The organism is Natrarchaeobius oligotrophus (genome assembly GCF_003841465.1).
GTDB classification, from domain to species: Archaea; Halobacteriota; Halobacteria; order Halobacteriales; family Natrialbaceae; genus Natrarchaeobius; species Natrarchaeobius oligotrophus.
Map to the genome: position 1 here is coordinate 1 of NZ_REFZ01000032.1, position 21334 is coordinate 21334.

18 protein-coding genes and 6 pseudogenes are annotated in these 21334 nt (G+C 52.5%); 11 read left to right on the top strand and 13 right to left on the bottom strand.

Features of this window, described 5'->3' with window-relative positions:
* The first annotated feature begins 56 nt into the window (after positions 1-56).
* Positions 57-200 (top strand): hypothetical protein, encoded by a 144-nt coding sequence (locus EA472_RS20905; RefSeq protein WP_394341361.1) that lies wholly within the window; start codon positions 57-59, stop codon positions 198-200.
* Here the strand turns inward: EA472_RS20905 and EA472_RS23480 are convergent.
* Positions 199-329: pseudogene (locus EA472_RS23480) on the bottom strand (PemK-like protein); the annotation flags it as partial. The gene EA472_RS20905 and the pseudogene EA472_RS23480 overlap by 2 nt on opposite strands.
* Positions 326-487 (bottom strand): annotated as a pseudogene (locus tag EA472_RS23350) (MarR family transcriptional regulator); the annotation flags it as partial. The pseudogenes EA472_RS23480 and EA472_RS23350, both read right to left, overlap by 4 nt.
* Positions 488-1344: 857 nt before the next feature.
* On the opposite strand from EA472_RS23350, the pseudogene EA472_RS20925 reads away from it, so the two are divergent.
* The 3 genes and pseudogenes from EA472_RS20925 to EA472_RS20935 all read left to right on the top strand — a co-directional run.
* Positions 1345-1521, top strand: a pseudogene (locus tag EA472_RS20925) (IS5/IS1182 family transposase); the annotation flags it as partial.
* A 205-nt stretch (positions 1522-1726) separates the two neighbouring features.
* Complete coding sequence (locus EA472_RS23295) at positions 1727-1993, top strand: AbrB/MazE/SpoVT family DNA-binding domain-containing protein (RefSeq protein WP_124193435.1); 267 nt, start codon at positions 1727-1729, stop codon at positions 1991-1993.
* A gap of 36 nt (positions 1994-2029) precedes the next feature.
* A pseudogene (locus EA472_RS20935) lies at positions 2030-2158 on the top strand (PadR family transcriptional regulator); the annotation flags it as partial.
* Positions 2159-2842: 684 nt separating this feature from the next.
* Here EA472_RS20935 and EA472_RS20945 read toward each other — a convergent pair.
* Positions 2843-3112: a type II toxin-antitoxin system HicB family antitoxin gene (locus tag EA472_RS20945; RefSeq protein ID WP_394341360.1), complete on the bottom strand. Its 270-nt coding sequence runs from the start codon at positions 3110-3112 to the stop codon at positions 2843-2845.
* 191 nt (positions 3113-3303) lie between these two features.
* Here EA472_RS20945 and EA472_RS20950 point away from each other — a divergent pair, with 191 nt between their 5' ends.
* Both EA472_RS20950 and EA472_RS20955 read left to right on the top strand, forming a co-directional pair.
* Positions 3304-4719 carry an ATP-binding protein gene (locus EA472_RS20950; protein WP_124193436.1) on the top strand — a complete coding sequence of 472 codons (1416 nt, stop codon included), beginning with the start codon at positions 3304-3306 and terminating at the stop codon, positions 4717-4719.
* Positions 4646-5224 (top strand): hypothetical protein, encoded by a 579-nt coding sequence (locus EA472_RS20955; RefSeq protein WP_243637925.1) that lies wholly within the window; start codon positions 4646-4648, stop codon positions 5222-5224. Before EA472_RS20950 ends, EA472_RS20955 begins: the two co-directional genes overlap by 74 nt.
* A gap of 487 nt (positions 5225-5711) precedes the next feature.
* Here the strand turns inward: EA472_RS20955 and EA472_RS20960 are convergent, their stop codons facing one another.
* Positions 5712-6266: a hypothetical protein gene (locus EA472_RS20960; RefSeq protein WP_124193437.1), complete on the bottom strand. Its 555-nt coding sequence runs from the start codon at positions 6264-6266 to the stop codon at positions 5712-5714.
* Between the two features lie 462 nt (positions 6267-6728).
* Between EA472_RS20960 and EA472_RS22700 the strand changes: the two genes are divergently transcribed.
* Positions 6729-6902: a hypothetical protein gene (locus EA472_RS22700; protein ID WP_165874956.1), complete on the top strand. Its 174-nt coding sequence runs from the start codon at positions 6729-6731 to the stop codon at positions 6900-6902.
* Between the two features lie 638 nt (positions 6903-7540).
* Here EA472_RS22700 and EA472_RS20965 read toward each other — a convergent pair.
* A complete protein-coding gene (locus tag EA472_RS20965; RefSeq protein ID WP_124193438.1) occupies positions 7541-8560 on the bottom strand; it encodes a hypothetical protein in 1020 nt (339 codons plus the stop codon).
* 146 nt (positions 8561-8706) lie between these two features.
* On the opposite strand from EA472_RS20965, the gene EA472_RS20970 reads away from it, so the two are divergent.
* A complete protein-coding gene (locus EA472_RS20970) occupies positions 8707-9522 on the top strand; it encodes an IS5 family transposase (protein WP_124193439.1) in 816 nt (271 codons plus the stop codon).
* 212 nt (positions 9523-9734) lie between these two features.
* On the opposite strand, the gene EA472_RS20975 is transcribed toward EA472_RS20970, so the two are convergent.
* Positions 9735-10778, bottom strand: a complete 1044-nt coding sequence (locus EA472_RS20975) for a hypothetical protein (RefSeq protein WP_243637926.1) — start codon at positions 10776-10778, stop codon at positions 9735-9737.
* 313 nt (positions 10779-11091) lie between these two features.
* On the opposite strand from EA472_RS20975, the gene EA472_RS20980 reads away from it, so the two are divergent.
* A complete protein-coding gene (locus EA472_RS20980; RefSeq protein WP_124193440.1) occupies positions 11092-11415 on the top strand; it encodes a hypothetical protein in 324 nt (107 codons plus the stop codon).
* A gap of 288 nt (positions 11416-11703) precedes the next feature.
* Here the strand turns inward: EA472_RS20980 and EA472_RS20985 are convergent, their stop codons facing one another.
* The 6 genes from EA472_RS20985 to EA472_RS21010 all read right to left on the bottom strand — a co-directional run bounded on the left by EA472_RS20985 (position 11704) and on the right by EA472_RS21010 (position 19225).
* A complete protein-coding gene (locus tag EA472_RS20985; protein WP_124193441.1) occupies positions 11704-13050 on the bottom strand; it encodes an orc1/cdc6 family replication initiation protein in 1347 nt (448 codons plus the stop codon).
* Between the two features lie 1094 nt (positions 13051-14144).
* Positions 14145-14420: a PadR family transcriptional regulator gene (locus EA472_RS20990; protein WP_124193442.1), complete on the bottom strand. Its 276-nt coding sequence runs from the start codon at positions 14418-14420 to the stop codon at positions 14145-14147.
* Between the two features lie 667 nt (positions 14421-15087).
* Positions 15088-16338, bottom strand: a complete 1251-nt coding sequence (locus EA472_RS20995) for a Cdc6/Cdc18 family protein (protein WP_124193443.1) — start codon at positions 16336-16338, stop codon at positions 15088-15090.
* 584 nt (positions 16339-16922) lie between these two features.
* The gene (locus tag EA472_RS21000; protein WP_124193444.1) at positions 16923-17807 is read right to left on the bottom strand and encodes an NAD-dependent epimerase/dehydratase family protein; all 885 of its coding nucleotides are present in this window, start codon (positions 17805-17807) and stop codon (positions 16923-16925) included.
* A gap of 25 nt (positions 17808-17832) precedes the next feature.
* On the bottom strand, positions 17833-18777 hold the full coding sequence (locus EA472_RS21005) for a mannonate dehydratase (protein ID WP_207891199.1): 945 nt from the start codon (positions 18775-18777) through the stop codon (positions 17833-17835).
* A gap of 64 nt (positions 18778-18841) precedes the next feature.
* Complete coding sequence (locus EA472_RS21010; protein ID WP_124193445.1) at positions 18842-19225, bottom strand: hypothetical protein; 384 nt, start codon at positions 19223-19225, stop codon at positions 18842-18844.
* Positions 19226-19493: 268 nt separating this feature from the next.
* Here EA472_RS21010 and EA472_RS21015 point away from each other — a divergent pair.
* Positions 19494-20175, top strand: a pseudogene (locus EA472_RS21015) (transposase); the annotation flags it as partial.
* Here EA472_RS21015 and EA472_RS21020 read toward each other — a convergent pair.
* Entirely contained in the window at positions 20131-20829 is a 699-nt protein-coding gene (locus tag EA472_RS21020) for an IS1595 family transposase (RefSeq protein WP_394341362.1), read from the bottom strand. The pseudogene EA472_RS21015 and the gene EA472_RS21020 overlap by 45 nt on opposite strands.
* A gap of 432 nt (positions 20830-21261) precedes the next feature.
* On the opposite strand from EA472_RS21020, the pseudogene EA472_RS21030 reads away from it, so the two are divergent.
* Positions 21262-21334 (top strand): annotated as a pseudogene (locus tag EA472_RS21030) (IS6 family transposase); the annotation flags it as partial.

Genomic DNA, 21334 nt, shown 5'->3' on the forward strand with positions numbered 1-21334 from the left:
AGCAGGCCGCGAAAGCTGGCCTGCTTCTTGAATACCTCCCCTCGTACGCACCGGAAATGAACCCACTCGAACAGTGCTGGCGTCAAGTGAACGAGGGACGTGCCAACAAACTCTATCGAACACTCTCCGAACTGAAAGCGTATCTCACGAGTAAACTCCCAACGCTGCACTCACCGAGGATCTATGAGTATCTCTGCTGATCCCTATGAGTTGTAAGCCGTGGGTAGGAAACTGCGGTGTCCCCAAAACGAGCAGTGGGCGCCTTTCTCAGAGAGCGGATCGGTCCCCCAGACGATGTCACCACGTTCCAGCTCTTCGAATGCGGTCACTGCACTTTCTCCATCTCGTTGGTCTGTAGCTCTTCGAGACCTTCCTCACCGTACTGCTCGTCTGCAGTCTCGTGATACTGGTGTAACCGGTAGGCAGATCGGAGCCGTTCCTCGTCGTCTGTAATCGCCCGGTATGGGCGCTTGTGTCGCACAAGGCCGGAGAAAGGCACTCATGTTGAGTTCTGCTCCCGTTGGAAGTTTGTTAGAGGACTCGTCTGGATCCGTGGGATCTGCCTCTACCGTCGGTTGGGGGTGTGCACCCCATAACTTACCTGTGTGGCGGCCCGCGAATACACGATGGCAGCACCAGATGTCCAGCAGCCGCTGTCGGGGATCGGATGTGATGCGTGCAAATCTGCCGTTCAGTCTGATGGACAACAAGAGGTATCATTTCTCCTCCTGGACCAACTTACGATCCCTGTCATCAGCTGTGACGAGCATCTCGAGCAGTTCTCGTCGGTCTGTGGATTAACATCCACGGATACAGCTGATCTGCTGCATCATCGACCGGCCGGTGGATTACCGTGTCCTGGTTGCCGTCTCGCCCCGTACAATTCGCCGCATCCTCTGGTCCAGATTCAGGAGGGGGTTATCATCCCGATGGCATGTCCGGAGCACCAGTCCGAGATCGTCCAGCGGTTCCATACAGGGGTTCAGACGCAGCACCAGCTGACAGCCGGTCTCAAGACCACTTCCTCTCTGTGAGATCTGAGACTCGTTTGATCCGCCGGTACCGCAATGTAGTGATGGTATTGCCGTGCAATCCTTGTTCTTGTCTACCACAGTGAAACATCGAACCTATTCGATAACTGGTCGAAAAGTCTGTGATAGTATCTCGCGTACAAGGTCGAGAGACGTGAGGTCAAGGTACTGTAAGAGAACGAGGGGGATTCCTCAAAATTACGAAAGATGGTAGCGTCTTTCAGACGATTCAGCCGTCGACACACCTAGTCGACCGCGAGAGCGGGACGTTTCAAACGAGAGAACAGGTCGTATCGGAGACCAGCAAATATCCCACCTGCTGATCGCAGCGGCCGTGCCAATCGCCCCATACAATCCGCGAAACACTGACGACCCGAAAGACATCCGAGTACAGGGGCGAAGGCCGAATCGAGGAACACAGTGAGGACGTTCAGCTGAAAAATCCATCTTGGACGAGACGTACAACAACCGGACAGGAGTCGAACGAACGCCTTGACCTGGCGATATTCATTCGTCGTGAGCCGGAAGCTGAACGGCGGTGTCGTTCCGCCAACGGCTTTGAAGCAGATAACCAGAACGTCACTGCTGCCGATCGTACGTATAAATAGAGTGTCAGTGTGTGACGATGTCTGATTTCATGCAAGAGACTTTAACGAGGGAAAAGCTCTCCTATGAAGGTAACATCTCTATGACCGATGAGTAACTCAGGACCTTCACAGGACACAAAAAAGGAAGTTGTTTCAATTACAAAACACGGGCAAGTCACGATCCCCGAGCAATTTCGTAAAAAGCTCGGAATTGACACACCAGGGAAAGTGGTGTTCCGGGAAACTGACGCCGGAGAAGTAGTCGTTGAGCGGGTTCGATCGCCGAGTGAAATGCGCGGATTTGCTACCCGACGTGCATCAAAAACTGACACTCCTGCGACGGAGATTCTTAGACAGAAACGTAATCGAGACTGAAACGTCAAATACAGCATCGTTGAAGTCTCTCGCAGGATGAACGACCTCACCGGGTTCCAACGCGACCTGTTGTACGTGATCGCAGGTGCTGATCAACCGTCCGGTCAAGATATCAAGGAAGAATACGAGTTTGGGATACAACAGGACGTTACCGGCGTTCGCTTGAGACAACTCCACCACGACCGCCCTGTCAGCCGACCCTATGGCTCCGTCCACCGGACGACACATTAGGATCACTCAGAGAAGAACGAAGATAAGGCTCTCGAGACGCTCGAGAATGTAGGACCAATCGTGCGATCAAGCCCGAGGACACACACGCGAAAATTGTATAAGGCCCGTGAGGTGACCGAATTCTCGGAACCTGACGTTTACGAACCCCTCTATACTCGCCCCAGCCGCTCGCCCTTTAAGTTCCTCTGGCCACAAAGTAGTGCTATAGCAGGGATTCGTTCTCCCAATTTTCTTCCCCTTGAGTTGATTGTATAGTGGAATTGATACCGGTATAGAGCTATCAACAGGCGGTTGTCTTTGGATCTACGGGAAGACGGTAGTCTTGGATATCTGCTTCAATTTGTTTCAGAAACTTGAAACTGTGGTGAGTTGATTGTTCTGAGAAGTGGAGACTACTGGTCACAGATTCAGATCGGGCCAGTCCAGGAACCGCTGACAGTCCTTCATCCCCGCCTGATCGCCGATAGACTTGAGTGTCCCTGTCGAAAGCTCGTCAGGCTCCCATCGCAGAATGAAGTGATCACCGTTTATCCGGTCGAGATAGAACGGGATGGTTCATCAAGACCGTCATCACGTCGTCACCAGAATATGTTCGTCGCGACATCTTACCGCAAGAGCCTATTCGAACTCTTCCGGGAGCGACTCGACGGAGACGTTTGCATCCGGATCGATCCCAAGCTCGCGAAGGTCGTCGTCGGTGGGTTCCTTCCCCTCACCGTGATAGCCAGCGACCGCCTCGTCAAGGTTCTCGAGTGCTTCGGTTCGGGCTTTGCCCTGACTGGTGACGCCCGTCTCTTCGTCTCTAGTCACCCACCAATCGCCTTCGTCGGTGCGCGTAATCGTCGACTGGTAACTGGTAGATCCGTCCCCATTAGCCTCGGTGCTCATTAGGAGATTGTATTAGCGGTTTGGGGTTGAGTGTTCGGCCAAGAATTACGGCTTCCATCGTCTGTGACTCCCACGTATAAAGACCGAATGATTAACCCACAGTATTAGAGATTGGACTATTATAGTCCAAACTATTATAGTCTGAATCCTAACTCCGGAGCATATATGTATCTCCCACAACGACTGAGGGTATGGACCAGTTCGTCAATCGTATCGAGGAACTCGATCGGTTGCAGACCCTCTACGAGAGTGATGCTGCAGAACTCGCAATCCTCTATGGACGCCGGCAGATCGGCAAGAGCGAACTCGTCCGACAATCAATTGCCGACCGCGACGATGCCGTGTACTATCAGGCAGTCCAAGGAACAGCGACGACACAGCTCAGGCGGTTCGTCGAGGCAGCAGCGACGACCTATCCAGACATCACGGCCGTCAAAGAGGAATGGGAACCGCTCTTAACGTACCTCACCGACAGAGACGCAATCATCGTCATCGACGAATTTCCGTACCTCATCGAATCGAACGAGGGGCTTCCATCAGTAATTCAACACCTGTGGGATACGGCTGTCGACGAGAGTCAGGCAACGCTCGTACTCACAGGCTCTGCAATCGGCATGATTCATACCCACGTCCTCGATGGCGGTGCGCCACTCTACGGCCGCGTGTCACAGACACCAAATGGCCGCCTCGAACTCGCCCAGCTGCCGTTTCGCTCCATCCAAGAGTTCGTGCCGACGTACGATCCCGAAGAACGGGTGTTCGTCTATGGCGTCTTCGGCGGCACACCCCGGTATCTTAGCCCGCTCGATCCATCACAGAGCCTCGGAGAGAACATCACGGGACTGCTGTTCGACCCGGATGGCCCACTCCACGACGAGCCTGAAACCGTCCTCCAGATGGAGCTCAACGAGGTGAACACGTATTTCTCCGTGCTGGAATCGATGGCCAGCGGGAACCGCAGTCGAAACGAGATTGCACAGGGAGCCGGCATCGAGAGCACCAACACGTCGTACTACTTCGACCGGCTCGAAACGCTCCAGATCATCGAGAAACACCATCCGGCACTCGCCGATCCGGCGCGCAGCAAGCGGACTCGGTACCACATTCGGGATCCCGTATTCCGGTTTTACTTCCGGTATCTCTACGGCCGCGGGGGGCAGTACGAACTCTACGGCGAGAACGCCTACGCGGATCTCATCGAACCGGAATTGTCCGAATTCGTCAGCGAAACGTTCGAATCGCTCTGTCACCAGGCGATGCCGGCACTCTATGCAGACTACCAGCTCACGCAGGTGCCGAGCCAGTGGTGGTACAAGGGCCGAGAGATAGACGTCGTCGCACCGACCAACGAATCGACGCTTATCACTGGCGAGGCGAAATTCACAGGCGCTCCCCTCGGCTATGATGTGCTTTCGGGTCTCGAAGACGACGTGGAGCACATCGACTGGACACCGACCACAGGTGGTAAGCCGACGTATGAATTCGCCTTATTCAGTCGATCTGGGTTCAAACGCTCGGTCGAGGAAGCCGCAGATGAGCGTGATGACCTCCGCCTCTTCGATCTCTCCGATATCGTCGCTGTTCTCGAGAATCAAGCCGACCAGTAACGCCGGGGGGATAACAGCTGAGGATAGTCTTTCGACCCCCGAGAGGGAGTGTGGGGGAATTGAACATACCCCCAGAGGCGAACCAAATGAAAGAAATCAACGAGAAGACAGCGTATCAATAGCGATCACTCTCGATAGCGCTGGACTCCCCGTCGACGAGCAAGCCCGTAACGCACTTCTCACCGAGTTCCGTTCACGAGTCGGCCATCTCGTCGAAGGGCTTCGTGGCATCGACGCTGAAAAAGGTGACGGCGACGTGAGTACAAGTTACCGTTATGCGCCAGTTCCGGCAGCGTGCCCACTCTGTAGCGAGCAACTCGATCTCCAAAACGTCCATATAGATACAGAGAACGGAGCCCTGGCAAGCGCGGTGTGTACGAGCGATCAGTGTGACTGGAGCAGTGATGCAGTCTATCGGATTATCGACTTCGAGAGCAGCGAAAGCGACGCCTTCGAGAGCAGCGTACTAACCGGGGATATCGAGCCGAGCTACCACCCGTATTGAACTGAGAACTGTGAGATGTCTGTAACGAGCCGACAACGTAGCAGACAATCCCTCTTTTGCAAGCGCCCATGCCATTTGAGCACGCTCCTATGGCGATATTTGAACTGGCAACCACTTAGATACAGAATGGCCGAAGACTACGCCTACAAACACGGTTCGTATGCAGGATATGAGTTCTCTCTTCGTGTTTCTTCCTCACCCTCTCTACAGACTCCTAACATCTTCGCTGTCGTGGTCTCCCACTCTCTTCCGAATGGCAAGAGCGAGCAGATCTCCGTGTTGATACAGTATGCGGTATACTCACCCCGTGGTAGGGGGAATTCCATAGTTCCATAGAAGAGCGGCATATTAACCAACATTGAGTGTAATCGTTGGTTAATAGTTCGGCCCGTTCGTGCCGGCGAGCAGTTCGTTGACGGTGTCCCGACGAGGGGATAGACCCGCCACGACTTCATCCAGGATCCATAGTGACAAACGCAAACTGCTGTCAGTAGCCCTTCGATGCTTGCTCCTGGGCAAACTCCTCGAGTTTTTCGACGCGTTCGAGGAGCTCCTCGTATTCGTTTCCCAAATCGAGGAGGGAGTCCGTGTTCGCCTCTGTCGACTGCTTCAGTTCGTTATACGCCCCTGCCTGAACGAGCGTGTAAAACACGAACGGATCGGCAGCGATCGGGTTCTCGGCCAGCCGCATCGCCTCCGCAACTCCTCTGGCAACGTGATCCCGCCATCGTTCCTCAAGATCAAGGCGGTAGATGTAGGCTCTATCACCGGCCCGCTGGGTCCGTGTTGCGTACCCTTGGTCAACCAATAACTCGAGGCGGGTCTTCGCTCGTGACCGAGTCATCTCGGCAACTTCGCCCTCCTCGATCTGCGAGGAGTAGATGGAGTTGTACTGGTTGACAACATCGGTGCGGGTGACGTAATCCTCCGTCTTATCGGAGTCGAGAAAGAGTCTCAACAACCCGAGAACTTCTATCGTTCCAGTGTGCCAGTTGGCCATCTTCTCCGCCTGCCGCCGTGGGTCGTCAATCTCATCGAGCATGATATTTGGTGTGCGCGAGGTGTGTATACCCTTCTCGTGTTCGTATATTTACTTGATGGCCAGTGTATATTTGGTGTGTATATTACTCGGCGTACTAGAGAAGACCCTATTTACCCTCTTGGCAGGGGTGCCTGAGATGGATTTGGAAAAACCGACTGGAAAACAACCCCCTGCAGTCCCCGGTGGGGATAGCTTTGAGAGAGTGGTTGGATCAGTGTCGACCTCTCGAGAGGTTGGGAATTTGGGACGGAATCGGCGATTGACCCCGAACATCTGTCGGCTTCATTGTTCAGGCCTGTTTGGCAAGGGTTCTTCTCCAGATCCAGCCGGCCAGTCGTGGTCGGCGGCACTCGGTGGAGGGGAGATCTCGGAGTAAACTGATGGCAGATAGTTACCAACGACAGACGAATCGCACCGTTCTCGAGACAGTCCCTGCCGGATCTTCAGTCGAAGTCGGTCTATGTGAGTACTGATGGACCCCGCGAGATTCGGGTCAGTAACCGTCACGAAGAGCGACTGATACGGAAGGGGTACGTCTACTACGACCGCGATGACCGAACTCCTGACGACCAGTACGTCAACGAGGACCTCGCAGTCGTCCTTGATCTCCTGCACCGAGACGACGTTGCATCCTGATCCGGTGTCTCGACGACCTCGAACCCACACCCAGTGGCCTACCGACCGGCTTCGATGAGCGGGCGAGGGAGATCGCCGCGATTGAAGTCGATGCCGAGTCCCACGCGATCAATCGTCGGTCGCACGAGTCGGTCAAGGGATTACTCAAGAAATGCCACCTCGAGCGCCTCGAACACCATGAAATCCACGAGTGGGACAAGACCAACGGACCATCACAATGGTGACCGATGCGAGCTACTGGCCCAGTTGCTTGAGCGGCTGGGCTACGACGTCGCCGTCAGTCCGGTTGGTAAGTGGAATCTTGGTGATACCCTCGGGTAGGGTGGTTGACCGTGAACCGGTCAAAATCACACTGCGGGCGTCGGCACCGGTCAGTGCCCGTCGGCGACATGAAGTTTTTGTCTTGATCAAATTCCTCGCCTTCCTCAATTTCTCGCGTAGGTGCTTCTACGGCCGCGTGTGTGGATGCTGGATCATCAGTGCTATCGGTTCCTGCCTGCTCGGAACCACCCTTGTTGACTTTCTGTGCGTCATATCCACTCTCAGATGACCCTAGTTCATTTTCCTCACTTGAAGGGGACTCCTCCGAGGACGATCCACTGTTGTCTCCTTCTTTGGATGTTGGCTCGCTCTCGAATTTAGTGGGGAGTGTTGACAGACTCGTCATCTCCTGGTTCATCATCGGGATTACCGTCGTTACTCTCCCCCGCTGGATATCTCCCGTCACTGAAGGCAGCATCGCTTATTTCATCGATATCATCGGTTTGTGGGTCTCTGAAGGAGACTGTGTTTTGCTCATTGTGATAGATAAGCCCGTCTTTGATCCCTAAATCAATCGTATTGTGGGCTTTCTCCTTGGAAATATCGTGGATGTACTCCTGGATGACGGTCAGTTCTGCGAGAGGGACCTGACTGTTCTTTCCGTATCTCCCTTCCTCTAATACCGAACGCCAGTATTTCGGCAATCTGTTTGAACCCAAAGTGATGCTTTTGCCGTCCTCTTTGAGAACCCCGACTTCAATCCCTGCCCCTATAGCAGCAAATCCTTTCGAGTCCTTTCCAAAGTTCTCCCGATGAGTAATGGCCTCCACAAGGACCCACTCCTTAACAGGATCTGGCTCTCCATTATTCGATTTGAATTGGTTCTCTTCCCAGAAATCCTTCCACGTTTGGAAAGATTGAAAGTGGTCGATATCGGTCTCACTGAGATGATCTTCAAAGTTACTACGAGGGCCAGGGAGCCGGACTGTAGCATCACCTTCCCCGCCACCTTCGATCAGTGTTTCAGAGGTGATCCCGATATGGATAGCGTCCTCAATTTTATTCCTGGTGAACTGTTGTGAAGAGTGGACTGCGTAGATGAGTCGGTCTTTGTATATGGGCTCTTCGTACGGTTGTGAGATCTCAGCCCATATTGTTTCCCATGTATCGACATCGAGTGGGCTGTTCCCAGAATATTCGGCCTCAATAGCTGCTCTGTCCAAATTCACGCTTCCATCGGGAAGCTTTTCTACGATGAACTCCGCAGCGTTTTCCTGCAGGTACTCAATTGAATCGTCCATTATTAGTGGTCTCTTTTCAAAATTCACTGTCATTTCTTCCAAGATGGCGGTCGGGTCTCGTTCTCCACCGGCTCCTATAACGCCGGGAACTTCCACCAATTTCTCTATACCAGATATGTCTTCTTTACTTCCCGTCTCTTCAACTTGAATTGCTCTGTTGCAACGTCAAATAGCACCAGTTTCAGCTTTGTTCTCGGCTGATTTCCGTGAGATTTGTGGGGAATTGGACGCCGTCTGGCGATATGAGGTCGAAACGACCGACCATACGGCAGTGTAAGAATCTTGCCAAACAGCACGTGGATGATCCTGACGAACCCGCTGCGCCGGACGGCGCCAGCGGGTTCGCCGAGTGGGCTCAGATTGCGTTGATTCTCTTGCATGCGGAACTCGACAAAGATTTCCGCGAGACTGAAGCATGGTTCAACGACTCCAGAGCTATTCGAGAAGAGCTTAACATCGACAAATCGCCGGATCACACGACGCTCTGTCGATGGGAGCAACAGTTCGACATGCGTGAACTCCGCAGCCTGCTCCGCCGCAGTGCGGAGCAGGCTGGCTGGTCGGGAACAGCAGCAATTGACGCCAGCGGCTTCCAGCGTGATCAGACAAGCTATCACTACCGAAATCGTGCTGGGTTCTCGTTCCACAAGCTGAAGACGACGATTTTGGTCGATACAGACTCACTGGCGATTAAAGACGTCCATTTCACGACGAAGCGCAAGTGGGACGGACACGTTGGCTTGCAGGTCTATCGGCGCAACGCCGAAGACCTGCAAGAGTTCCTTGCAGATGCGAACTATTCATGGTCGGATCTCAGAGAGGAGTGTCGCGCTGGCGCGACACGACCGCTAATCAAGCACAAGGAGCACAATGCGTTGAAGAAAGCACATAACGCTCGGATGGACGAGGAACTGTACCATCAGCGGACACTGAGTGAGACTGTGTTCTCACTGCTGAAGGATGACGGTGAGAAGTTACGCTCTCGGAGTTGGCACGGCCAGTTCCGAGAGCTCACGCGCAAGTGTATCGTGCATAACCTCTCGCAGGCGGCGAGTTAGGGCTCGCCGCCTGCTCTCTTTCTCTGGACGTATCCACCAGAGACATCGCCGTCATCCACGTACGGATTCTCACAAAGTGACCTAATTCTGATGGTTGTAGAATCAACGAACTGTACTCCTTCGACATCATCCAGATCTCAAAACCGGCGGTTCAGGAGTCCTAACTCTAGTAACCAGAATATCAGAAATTCAATACTGCTGCCGTCTTGCGTTCAACAGAGCAACGTGAGTTGATCGATCGCCTTCGGGGTGATCGATTCTTCGAGCAAGGCCAGTTTCTCGAGTTCGTCGCGAAACGCCTCGAGTGTTCGTCCCGTTCGATCTTCGTACGCGTTCAACGCCTGCGCAAACGTGAGCGCATTCGCCCGACTGGTGAACTCCTGTAACCAGTCGACCTCCGAGTCGTCGACGTCGGAGAGACGCTTCTCGTTGTGGTCGACGGATACCGTCGCACCGAGACACGTGAGCAAGGGCTTCACGGACCGGATACGAGTATCGGAGCCAGCGGTCGTACAGCGGAGCAACTGGACGAACGCGCGGTGGTCGCGATCGTCCATGAAGCCAGGACCGCCGTAGTATGGAATTGCTGCCGTCTCGAGTGCCGATTCGACGAGTGGCGAGTACTCGCTCCCAGCGTCGAGCACGATCGCGATGTCAGTTGCGTTTTCACGCGTTACGGTATCGAGTACCGCGTCGACAATGGCCGCCGGTGACTCGAAGATTCTGAACGGCGGCATTTCGAAGCTGGTGTCGTCGAATCGGTCGATTGAATCGTACTCCGCGGGAAGAATCGAGTGCTCGAGGTTCGTCAGTTGGCGTTCGCCGACGACCGCGATCGACTCGTTAGAACCGACTTCAATCTCGTAATCCGCCAAGAGACGCGAGGACGTCTGCAGCGAGTCAATGATATCGACGACCGTCCGCGTCGCCGGCGTATCGAACGCCTCGTACTCGAAAATTCCGTCGGCGGTTCCTTCGTACTCCCAACACTGGAGTACGTTTCCCACCGTGTGGGCGATCTGCTTCCAGCTCAAATCGGTCTCGTCGATCACCTCGAGAAACGCGGTTCGGTCCTCCGCAGTTTCTCGTCGTCGTGTTGCGAGTCGTCGCGGTGTGATCCCGAACGGGCCAAAATGTGGACGCTCGAGGCGCCGATTGAGGGCGTCCGCGAGCGGTGAGTCGGGAACGATCACGAGGTCGTAGTCGGCAACCTCCTGATACAGCCGATCGATCGGTTTCGACTGCCTGAATGACACGATGCATAGCGGGTTGAATTACTAGACAATAAGTTTGTATGTCAGTCGATACAGATCAGTCACTCCAAAGCGAGTGCCACCGAGACTACCATCCTAACCAGACGGACACGAACGAATGGAACCGTAGCTACCCGTGTGACATTACCCGCGCTTACACAGACACGGATTCGTCACCAGTGACAAGTGGCTTCATAGGACTGAAACCGACGAACCACGAACCCGCCACGCACTTTCGAGATCATACCTATCCCAGTATCTTAACCAACAAAACTATGGGGTGACGATCCGTGTTGGTTAACATGAGTCGATGACCATGTCCTACGAACCACCGATCCCACCGACAGACCTCCCCACGGATTTGGTCAACACCCTTAACGAATTCGGTCCAGAACGCCTCCAACACGTTGCTCGTTACGTCGAAGAGCTAGCGGAGTACAAAGAGCGTGAAGTTCGACTCGAGAAGAAGTCAAATGGAAACGAAATCGAAGATCGACCTGACGATCTCCCGGACGACGTCCCATCAAAGGCCACGATCACGATCAAGGAAATCAACGACAATCGCTACTATTACTGGCAGTGGCGGGAGGGAGACAAAATCAAGTCCAAATATAAAGGGCCAGTCAATCCCGACGAGTAGGATGGAGAACTAACGTGAATAGAGGCGCCACACCCCGTGTGCGAAATGAATTGGTCGAGAGCTATCAAGCCAGCACCCCCCGTGTGCGAGATGAATTCGGTCACAGCATCAGAACACACCGTGTGCAAAGTGAATTAGCTGACAGATTGAACGGATCGACACCCCGTGTGCGAAATGAAATTTTGCGAACCATTGTCAGACACACCTAGCGAAATCGACTACTCTTCAGCTGTGGCCACACCCCGTGTGCGAAATGAATTGCGTCGGCGGCGTCAAGCGATATTCGCGTTAGTTCCCCTCAAAGAAATCCTCTATCTGCGCATTGACGACTGACCGGATCAGATCCTCATTGTGTTCTGCCTCTTCGAGTCGAATATCGGTCTGAAGCGTCTCAGCGACTACTTCCGGATCGTCAACGAAAGTATACTCCTTGTGAACACCGCTTCCGTAGCCACGCCCTCGTTTTTCCGACATAACGAAGTTGTAGGTCTCTGCCTCGCTCATATACCGTAAATAGGAGTCTCGTGACTTTTCATCCGCATCCAGCAACTCGGTGAGATACTGATATACGCGGTATGCAACCGTACTGGGAACGGCGTTCAAATTACGCTTGGAATGGACAGGCACAATTGCAGTGGCGTAGAGTGAGAGCTTCTTCTGCGTCGACAGACCCTGCATCTGGGTTAACGTCCGGTCGCGTTCGGCCTCCTTCTGAGCGTCGCGAACGTGCTCTTCACGAATCGTGTCTTCACCTACCCGATCCGCGATCTCACCAGCCTTTCTGAACAGATCGATTGCCTTTCGGGCATCGCCATGATCCTGGGCGGCAAATGCGGCACTGAGCGGAATAATACCGTCCTCGAGGACATCGTCTTGATACGCGTCGCGACGCCGCTCGAGAATTGACTGCAGTTGATTCGCGTCGTAGTCCGGAAAGACGATGTCTTGCGGGTTGAACGAACTCTCAGCTCGCCCGTCGAGATCCTCCATAAACCGAGGGTCGTTCGTGAGTGCAGCGACAGAAACGTGCCCCTCAATGCGCCCGAGTTGTGAAGCACGGGATAGTTGGTAGAGGAGTTTCGAATATGCCGGTTCGTCGTTCGGATCCCGCTGGCGGCCGACTAATAGGTCAACCTCGTCGAGAATGATGATGACCGAATCAAAGTGGTTGCTCAAAATCTCGTAGAAACGATTGAGCTTCTGATCTGTGGAGATGCCACTCTGAGGAATGCCGACGTCGACGCCAGCTTCGTCGGATGCGTTCTTTGCCAATCGATAGACTGCCCGATCGTGAGACTTGATTGTCTGGCAATTGATTTTGATGACACCGAAGCGGCCACCTTGTGAGTTCGCGAGTTCGAGCACCTGCTGGCAGACCGCGTTGATGATGAGCGATTTCCCGGTGCCCGACGGGCCGTAAAGGAGCATGTTAGGAGGACGGTTTCCCTGGAGTGCCGGTCGAAGGTAGGTGATGATATCGTCCAATTGGTCATCGCGACCGACGATTCTGTCCTCGTCAATGACGGCGTCAGGGTCGAGAAGTCCCTTGTCCTGGAAGACAGAATTCTGAGCACCCTCTTGAAGACGACCTTTGATAGATTGTGAGAGGGATTGTTGATCGTTGCCGTCAGCCATATCTGCGGAATAACATTGAAGCCATAAATAGATATGGGTACCGTGTGCGAGATTAAATTAGCTGAATTCAGCAAATAGAGACGTTTTCACGGTGGGGGGTTAGAAAAAATGATTGGCCGTGGGCAAAATCAATTCCAAAAGGCACCCTCCGTGTGCGAGATGAAATCCCTCCCTGCTCGCTTCGCTCGCCGAGTAAGGTGGCTTAGCGCCCTCAATTACCGCTAACAAATCACACTGGGTACAGAAGATAGGGTCAGATACCCCCACACCCCGTGTGCGAGATGAATTCATTGAGAGAGTGGGAGAGGAAGATCAAGAAAGAATAGTGAAATAGACGGGAGAAGCTCGAGAAGACACAAATACAGGAGAACAGCACAAAGGATGAGATAAATAAAATGTGAAAGAACTGAACTCTGTCACATAACAAATTATTCTTCTTCAGGTTCTTCTAGGTCTAGTACGGGTTGGGTTAACAGCCATAACATATAAAGATTTTCTTCTGTATGGATCATTTTTGTTTCCTCTCCTCAGACTCTATCTCTCATGAAATCATCCGCTTCGACTGTTTCTCGGCTGCTATCCTTGACCACCACCTCCTACCATTCTCTCGATTTCATCTCGCACACGGGGTGTGGGGGTTCTCGTCTTGGGCAAGATCATAGCTTAACCAACAAGTCGTACTATATCCGTTACTTGTTGGTTAAAGTCGGAGATTGGGAACCCTATTTTTCGATCTCGGCAGGTTCCCGTCACATGTCCGTGAGGACTCCTTCAACCAAAAATTGCTCTCAGTATCCAAACAGATCGTGTCCTATAATAGGACGGTGTGTGCGCTTTGACCGCATCGTAAGCGTAGACCTATGCAACTTGCTCTCCTGAGACTTTCTCGTTATTGGCAGTTATCCACTCGTAATCTTGCTCTGGACGGCACGATTAACGTCATAGATAGCTCCTTCGAGCAGTTTGGAAACGTGGTTCCGTTTGACGGTTGCTTGACCAGCACGTCTCCTGTGTGATGACACATTATTACACCTTGAGATGTCCGAGTGTCATCGCTGCACCCTCTCCGAAGTACTTCGCCAACACGACGAATTTTAAGAATCCATATACTGACGCTCCCATTCTCGACGACGTTCAATAGCCTCAAGTCCGTCATCAGTGATATCATAATAGTTAGTTCGACGATCTAACTGGCCTTTTTCGACTAGCTCCCTATTCACGATAGTATCTAAGTTTGGATATAGCCGACCGTGATTAATTTCTGAACTATAATACTGTTCAACTTCGTCTTTGACATCTTGACCAGAGGGACGATTATCTCCAGCGATGACGTACAATAGGTCTCGTTGAAACCCTGTGAGATTATCCATGGTTGTGTCTCTCTAGGGCATCTGTACTTGTTATTTCATGTATACGGAATTATAACCGTTTCGGAAGAACAATTATTGGACATCTACAGAAAATGAGCGCAAGGAAGATTTTCCTCCTGTCAAACTCCGAGGTCCTCAAACGATACTTGATGTTCTAGACGACACACAGCAGGGTAATTTCATGGAATTGAAGGTCCGGTGTTTGATTAGCAAGTGAATGTCGAATTCAGGAAGCCGTTCGCGGAGTTGTTGCTCATCATGCCCTCACCACAGCTAATGACCGTAGATTGGCCACGTTCCAGTGGGCGATCTGCTCACAGAGATTCGCATCACTTTCATCTAACGGCGTTGAGCAGTAAAGATTGAGCACAGATTGCGTTCCTGTATCGACGACCTTTGTCATTTCGAGCGTCTCCCTAGTCGAATTATCTGACCAATGTGACTCGACGTGTCTTTTCTCTCGACTCGAAGAGTATACCACTACCATTCACGCAAAATATCAATTACAAATCAATCTAAGGAAATTGAAACAATTCTATTGTTTTGGATAGATCGTTGTATTTTCAGATATCGTCTGTCCCAGACCTAGCCAATCGCGATGACTTCATCTCCGTGAGGTCGTCGGCACACACCCTCCATTGTTTCCGAAGCTTTCTGCACTTAGTATTCAATATCTTGAGATTCCTGATTGGTGGTGATTATCGGCTGTCGACTGAATGATGTTGGCGAGTTCTTCGAAACGGGTTGTCGAGAGAAGAACCTCAAGAACTGCTTGCAGGGGGATGTCAAGCTCGTACTCGTGATATCGTCCAGCTGCGAGACCTTCGTTTTGTTCATAGACCGTTATAAGTCCAAGCATATTCATATCGGAGAGATGGTCTCGAACACGCCGTTCGCTTACGCTATCTGCGTCAAGCCGGTCACAGATTTTAACGTATTGTTCGTAGAGGTCTCGAGAGCGGACGGGAACTTTGTTGAGTGATTGATAATAAGCAAGCGCACAGAGAACAGCGTGTCCCTGAGTTGTGAGCTCTTGCATTCCTTCGTAAAGTTGATTCTTTTCAAGTTCGTCTTGAGCATCACGGACATGTTCTTCGGTTATGGTGTTGGAATCGGCAGATTGTGCAAGTTCACCGGCTTCGCGAAGTAATCGGATTGCTTGTCGGGCTGATCCCGAATCTTGGGCGGCAAATGCTGCACAAAGCGGTACGACGTCCCTGTTCAAGACACCATCGTGAAACGCCTTATCCGCGCGTGGTTCAAGAATCGAGCGAAGTTGGTTCGCATCGTACGGCGGAAAGAGGATCTCTTTTTCGGCGAGCGTATCCTTGACTTTCGGCGAGAGATTGTCCCGAAACTGGAAGTCGTTGCTGATGCCAACAATCACCGGGCGGACATCGTCAACGTAACCGTTTGACCGTGCTCGGGGAAGTCCATAGAGAATATCATCGGAATGACCTATATTATCGATTTCGTCGAGAACGATCACGACAGTACCACCGAGTGCATTGAGTTCCTCGTAGAGAATATCGAATACTCGTTGCTGGGAGTAGCCGGTGGTGCTGATACGGTCTCCACCTTGATTTTCGCGGAGTTCGTTGACGAGGGCAATGGCGACTTGGTAGGACGAAGTGAGATTCTCACAACGAACCCAGACAGTCGAAAAATCGATGTCGTCGTACTCAGCGGCATCATTCTCCAGATGTGACAACATGAATTTCGTCGCGACTGTCTTTCCCGTACCTGTTTTTCCGTATAAAAAAATATTCGACGTCGGCCGATTATCGATGATTGGTTGAAGTGCTCGTTGATATTTCTTCAGCTCCTTATCTCGTTCACGGATATCCTCGGGCTCATACGAGTCGTCAAGAGGTTCGGCGTTGGCGAACACCTGACGTTCTCGTTGGAACATCCCCATGCCAGAACGACACACAGCAGAATAGCATAAAGCCACCGCTTCCTTAGCTTTCGGAGGGTCCGAAGCTGGATATGATCTAATGAATAACCACATCACTGATTCTGAAGTTTCGCTTCTTTTATCGCACTCCCTCTCCACTATTTCCGAAGCTATACAAATTCGTCTAAGTCACTTCTGAGAAAACCTACTCTAAAGAAAAGAATTAAGTTGTTAATGTTATTGGAATATATGTATGTGTTTGGGCTATGAAATCAGGTAGAGAATATCTGTTTAGTTTGAGGATATAAATATCATATAGAATGAATTTATCGGTGGCGTCTCTCATAAAGCTTCCTCTTGTTTCGCAGATAGCTCCGGAAACGGTGGTGTGTGGGTCCTCGAAACTAGTGATCATCAAGAGCTCCGGAAACAGTGGAGGGTACCACGCTAATCTGCCTTATCATCTGGTTGCACCATTCGTTGATTGATTAGGTAAAGCGATCGAGCAGTGATTTTATTACTGAGAGACCGACGAGTCCCTCACCGCTTTCTCTGGTGTACGTGCCAGCGATAGCAAGATTAGTTTTAGCAGTCATCGGTGACGTTTACAAATCCCGCCAGCTGTGTTGTGGCTCCCAGTTAAGCACTTTTGATGCTTTTGAGAGATCGATAAGCGCTTCATGGCCGTGGAACTCCTTGTGGGCCTCAGCAGATGGATAGTATTCTGCGGCAAGGTTAGCGGTTGGTGCTGCAGCGGTGGTGTCGCCGGCGACAGCCCAGAATACTTCGTGACCATTGAAATCAGCTTCAACGGCTTTGCGCGCGATAGTAGCAGCGTCGTCGACAGCGAGATACGAGAATAGCACTTCTCGTCCGGTCGACGGGTGAACGTCTGCGAGTCGATCCAGCGATCGATCTGCTTCGACGAGGTACTCGCACATTTCCTCATCAGTCATTACCCACGGGTACCGCAGCGAGGCGATAGTGAGGTTGGTAGATGGCCGCCTGCCAACTCCGTCTGCCGTCACCTCCATAGCATATTTGGCAATGCCATACGAATCATCTGGTGTTCGTGGATGGCTTTCATCAACTGGAAGCCACCGTATGTCAGTGTTTCGTTCCTGGTGCTCGCTCCCAATGGCATTGATGCTGGAGGGGAGGCAAACAGACTCAAGTCCTAGGGCATCTGCAGCTTCGAGGACGTACTTTGCGGCCATGACGTTACTCTCATAGACCCGATAGTCGGGGTTACTGTATGGATCTGGGATTGTACCCATGTGAATTACGGCGTCGGCATCGGTCTTCGCGATGGCACCGTATGTCTCGCCGGCATCGAGAAGATCTGTCGTGACATACGTATCGGAGATCTCCTCCCTGCACTTACCGCGGGAGATGTTCGCAGTCTCATAGCCGTGGTCAGCGAGGTGTTCGAGGATGGCCAAACCAATCTTACCGTTACCACCTGTCACTGCAATAGTGGAAATAGTCATTGTTGTGTTGTTTGGTTTGATGATGTTATTCTATTAATCCTTTCATATATCCAATGGCGAATAGCCGACCCATATCAGTGTACCCGGACATCGCCTCTTCACGATCTGATTCACCGATCATTCGCGGCACGTGATCAGGACGAATGGGTCCATCAAATCCGATATTTTTGTAGGCTTCAATGGCAGCCTTCATATCAGTTGGCCCCTCGTCGTGCCATGTTTCGACGAAATTCCGGCTGTCACCCTCGACATCGCGAAAGTGAACGAAGTGGATTCGACCGCCGAATTCCTGAATCGTCTCTGGAATGTTTGCACCCATTGCGGCGAAATTTCCTTGGCAGAAGGTCAAGCCATGACGTGGACTGTCGTACATGTCAAGAATGCGTCGGTAGTCATCAACGGATTTCACAATACGAGGGATTCCTCGGACAGGTGAGGTCGGCGGGTCATCAGGGTGGAGTGCGAGGTTTACGCCCACCTCTTCTGCAACTGGGACGATCTCGTCAAGAAAGTACTGGAGGTTCTTCCACAGTTCTGCTTCGGTAATATCTGCAGCTTTGTGGTCTGGGGCGCGCTCCATCCATTCGTGGTTATAGCCGATGCGCTGCGAGTCGCCGCGACCGGGGAGCGAGTCGGAAGTTCGGATGACGCCTAGCGGATTCTCGGTCCAGACCCAGCAGTAGGTGTCAATGCCAAGTCGGCCCATATTTCGGAGCAGTCGTTTAACCGTTGTGATCTCCTCATCACGCCCATCTTCTCCGAGGACGGTCTTCTCCATTGGCGGTCGGTCCTCGACGACGTTCAGTGAGAAGCCGTGATCGGTGAACCGCGACGTTATGCACATTAGCGTCTCGTATTCCCACCACTTCTCGACATTCCAGAACCGGACGACGGCTGTGTTGAGGCCAAGCTGTTTGGCGATCGTCCAGCGGCGATCCGGTTGCGGTGGTAGCATGACGGTCGGGTCCATCCCGCTCGACTTGTGATCTCTTGTTATCATCGCTGTTTCGACATCTGCGTTGGTCTGACTGTATTCACTCATACTTCCTCATCCCCAATGCGAACCGCCAGCACTCGTAGTACGCTTTCACAGGATGGTAATCAGACTCGACGGCAGGCAGAAAGGTATTACCATCTGTCGAACGTGCCTGGTTGAGCAGCTTGCTGTTTTCGTTAACGGCGATATTATATTCGCCATCCGTGGTGTGGCATACCTCTCGTAGGAATTTAAGATCGTGATCAGTAACATCGAAACACCGCTCTAGGTACTTTGCAGTAGCGTTGAGTGCGCAGGTTATGATTGAGGGACATGTTCCAACAAGATGCCGGTGATCATCTATGTACTGTTTGTCTTTCTGCGAGTGGAATAACTGAAAGCCGCTGACAACAGGCATATCTGGGTATTGGTGTCGTAACATAGTTAGTACTTCACTTGATGTGCAGTAATTTGTTTCTGTGCCATGTAGGATCATGGCAATACTACGAATAAAAGCTTCCGTTATCGGCAGGCAAACAGAGGGGGGCAAGCCAGCGACATGGCGTCCTCTTGAGTCAAGTAAAGCATCAGAATGGCCTTTTGGGACAGTCTGACCCACGGACTGCTAGGATAAGAGGGTGTCATAGAATACGTCACACACGAAAGGGCAGGGTTGAGAAGCCGTGTCCAGCAGCACTCAAACCCTGAAGATGAGCCTTGGATAGACGAGTTCTTTAATCTCGTGGCGGTCGAGACGCTGCCGCTCTTCGAGCACCTCGACTTTGACTTTCTCAGCGAGTATGACGTGTTCGCCCCCGCTCGTCGGGGGCGAACACGAGACCATCATCCGCCAGAACTGTTCAAAGGCTTTCTTCACTGCTACTACAAGGGGATCTACGGCCCTCGTCCTGTCACCCGTGAACTCCAGAATACCGCCGTCTGGCTCAGCTGTGGCTTCGATCGACCCCCGTCGAGAGACGCGGTCGATCGCTTCCTCACCAATCTCGGACTCGTCGTTGACAACGTCTTCAGCCGCCTCGTCGAGCAGGCCGCTGCCCGCGGCCTGCTCGACTCTACCTTCCGAATCGATTCGACTGATCTCGAAGCCCTCGCGTGGAACGATGACGCGTCGTGGAACTACGATCCAACGGCCGAAGAGTACTACTACGGGTTCGGCCTCACGATCGTTTCGGCGGGGCCAAAGATTCCGATCGCAGCGGAGTTTACGCAGACGAAGCAGGCCTCGAAGGAGACAGCGAGCGCGTCACGTGTGACGCGCTCGCCGTCAAGAAACCTATCTGGATGCTTGGAGACAGCGCCTACGACATCCTTGATTGGCACGACCACCTACTGGCCGCAGGAGTCGTGCCAATCGCACCATACAATCCGCGAACGCTTTGTGTAGCACTGTGTTGATTTCACACCGTCGCTTTGACAGCTGTTTGAGCGCTTCTCTCCCTGGTTTCTGAATAGCTTTCGTCGAAGTTGAAACGCTCGGAGATACTGTGTGAGCTTGTCTTTTGAGATGCCTCGATGAGGCGAGAGCCACGGTCGCAGCAGCGATCCGTGGCTCTCGCAGGTGTTGACGTGAACGTCTTCGTCGGCGTATTCGCGGTCGAATGCGTCGTCCTCAGCCAGCGGATCGTAGGCACGAAATCTGTTAGTGTAGACGGTCAGTGGCTCCTTCTCGCAAACCGCGAGAAGGAGCCGAATCGTCGATTCATCGGCTGATTTCGCTGGGATCACGTACCGATCGCCGGTGCCACGATCGACGATCGTGAACACCGGCGGTTTGTCCTGGTCGTACGATCCTCGCGCTCGCGGCCTTTCAGCTCTGCAGAGACGTAGACCTCGTCGATTTCGACCGGCCCGAAAAGGTCGAGTGACGGCGCGTAGCGCCTTCGTGAAGCGCTCGACGCGCTGGTAGATCGTTTTGTACTGGACATCGATCTCTAGCTGAAGTTGGCGAAGACTCGTGTTAAACCGGAGAAACGCGTAAATCGAGAACAGCCACTTCCTGAGTGCGACTTTCGAATGGGCGAAGATCGTACCAGTCTTGTCGTTGAACGTGCGGTCGCAATTCTTACAGAGATAGCGCTGGAAGTGCCCATAGCTGCCGTTCTGACCTGACGGTCAACAACGGCAGCGAGGGCAAGTAACACCTTACGCCAGCGAACCTGCGCCAACAGGTTTGCTGCGACCGATTCCGAGCCAAACACATCTAGCGGAATCGTGCCTAACGGACACCGCTGACGCGGTGTCCTTGCTCTCTTCGATTCCACAGCGACAGCTGAGCAATACCAACAATCTCCTACAGAAGAGCGATCTGCGAAACACTGACGACCCCAAAAACATCGAGTACAGGGTCGAAGACCGAATCGAGGAACACAGCGCGGACGTTCAGCTGAAACAGTCCATCTTGGAGGCACTGTCTAGATGAGGGTTTGAGGAATGAGCAGGTGGTGGCGAGAAGTGCCTATGCAACTCGCCAACCTGCTCAGAGAGACCTTAGACGTGGATTGTGATGAGGTTTGGGAGAACGAGCGCACCC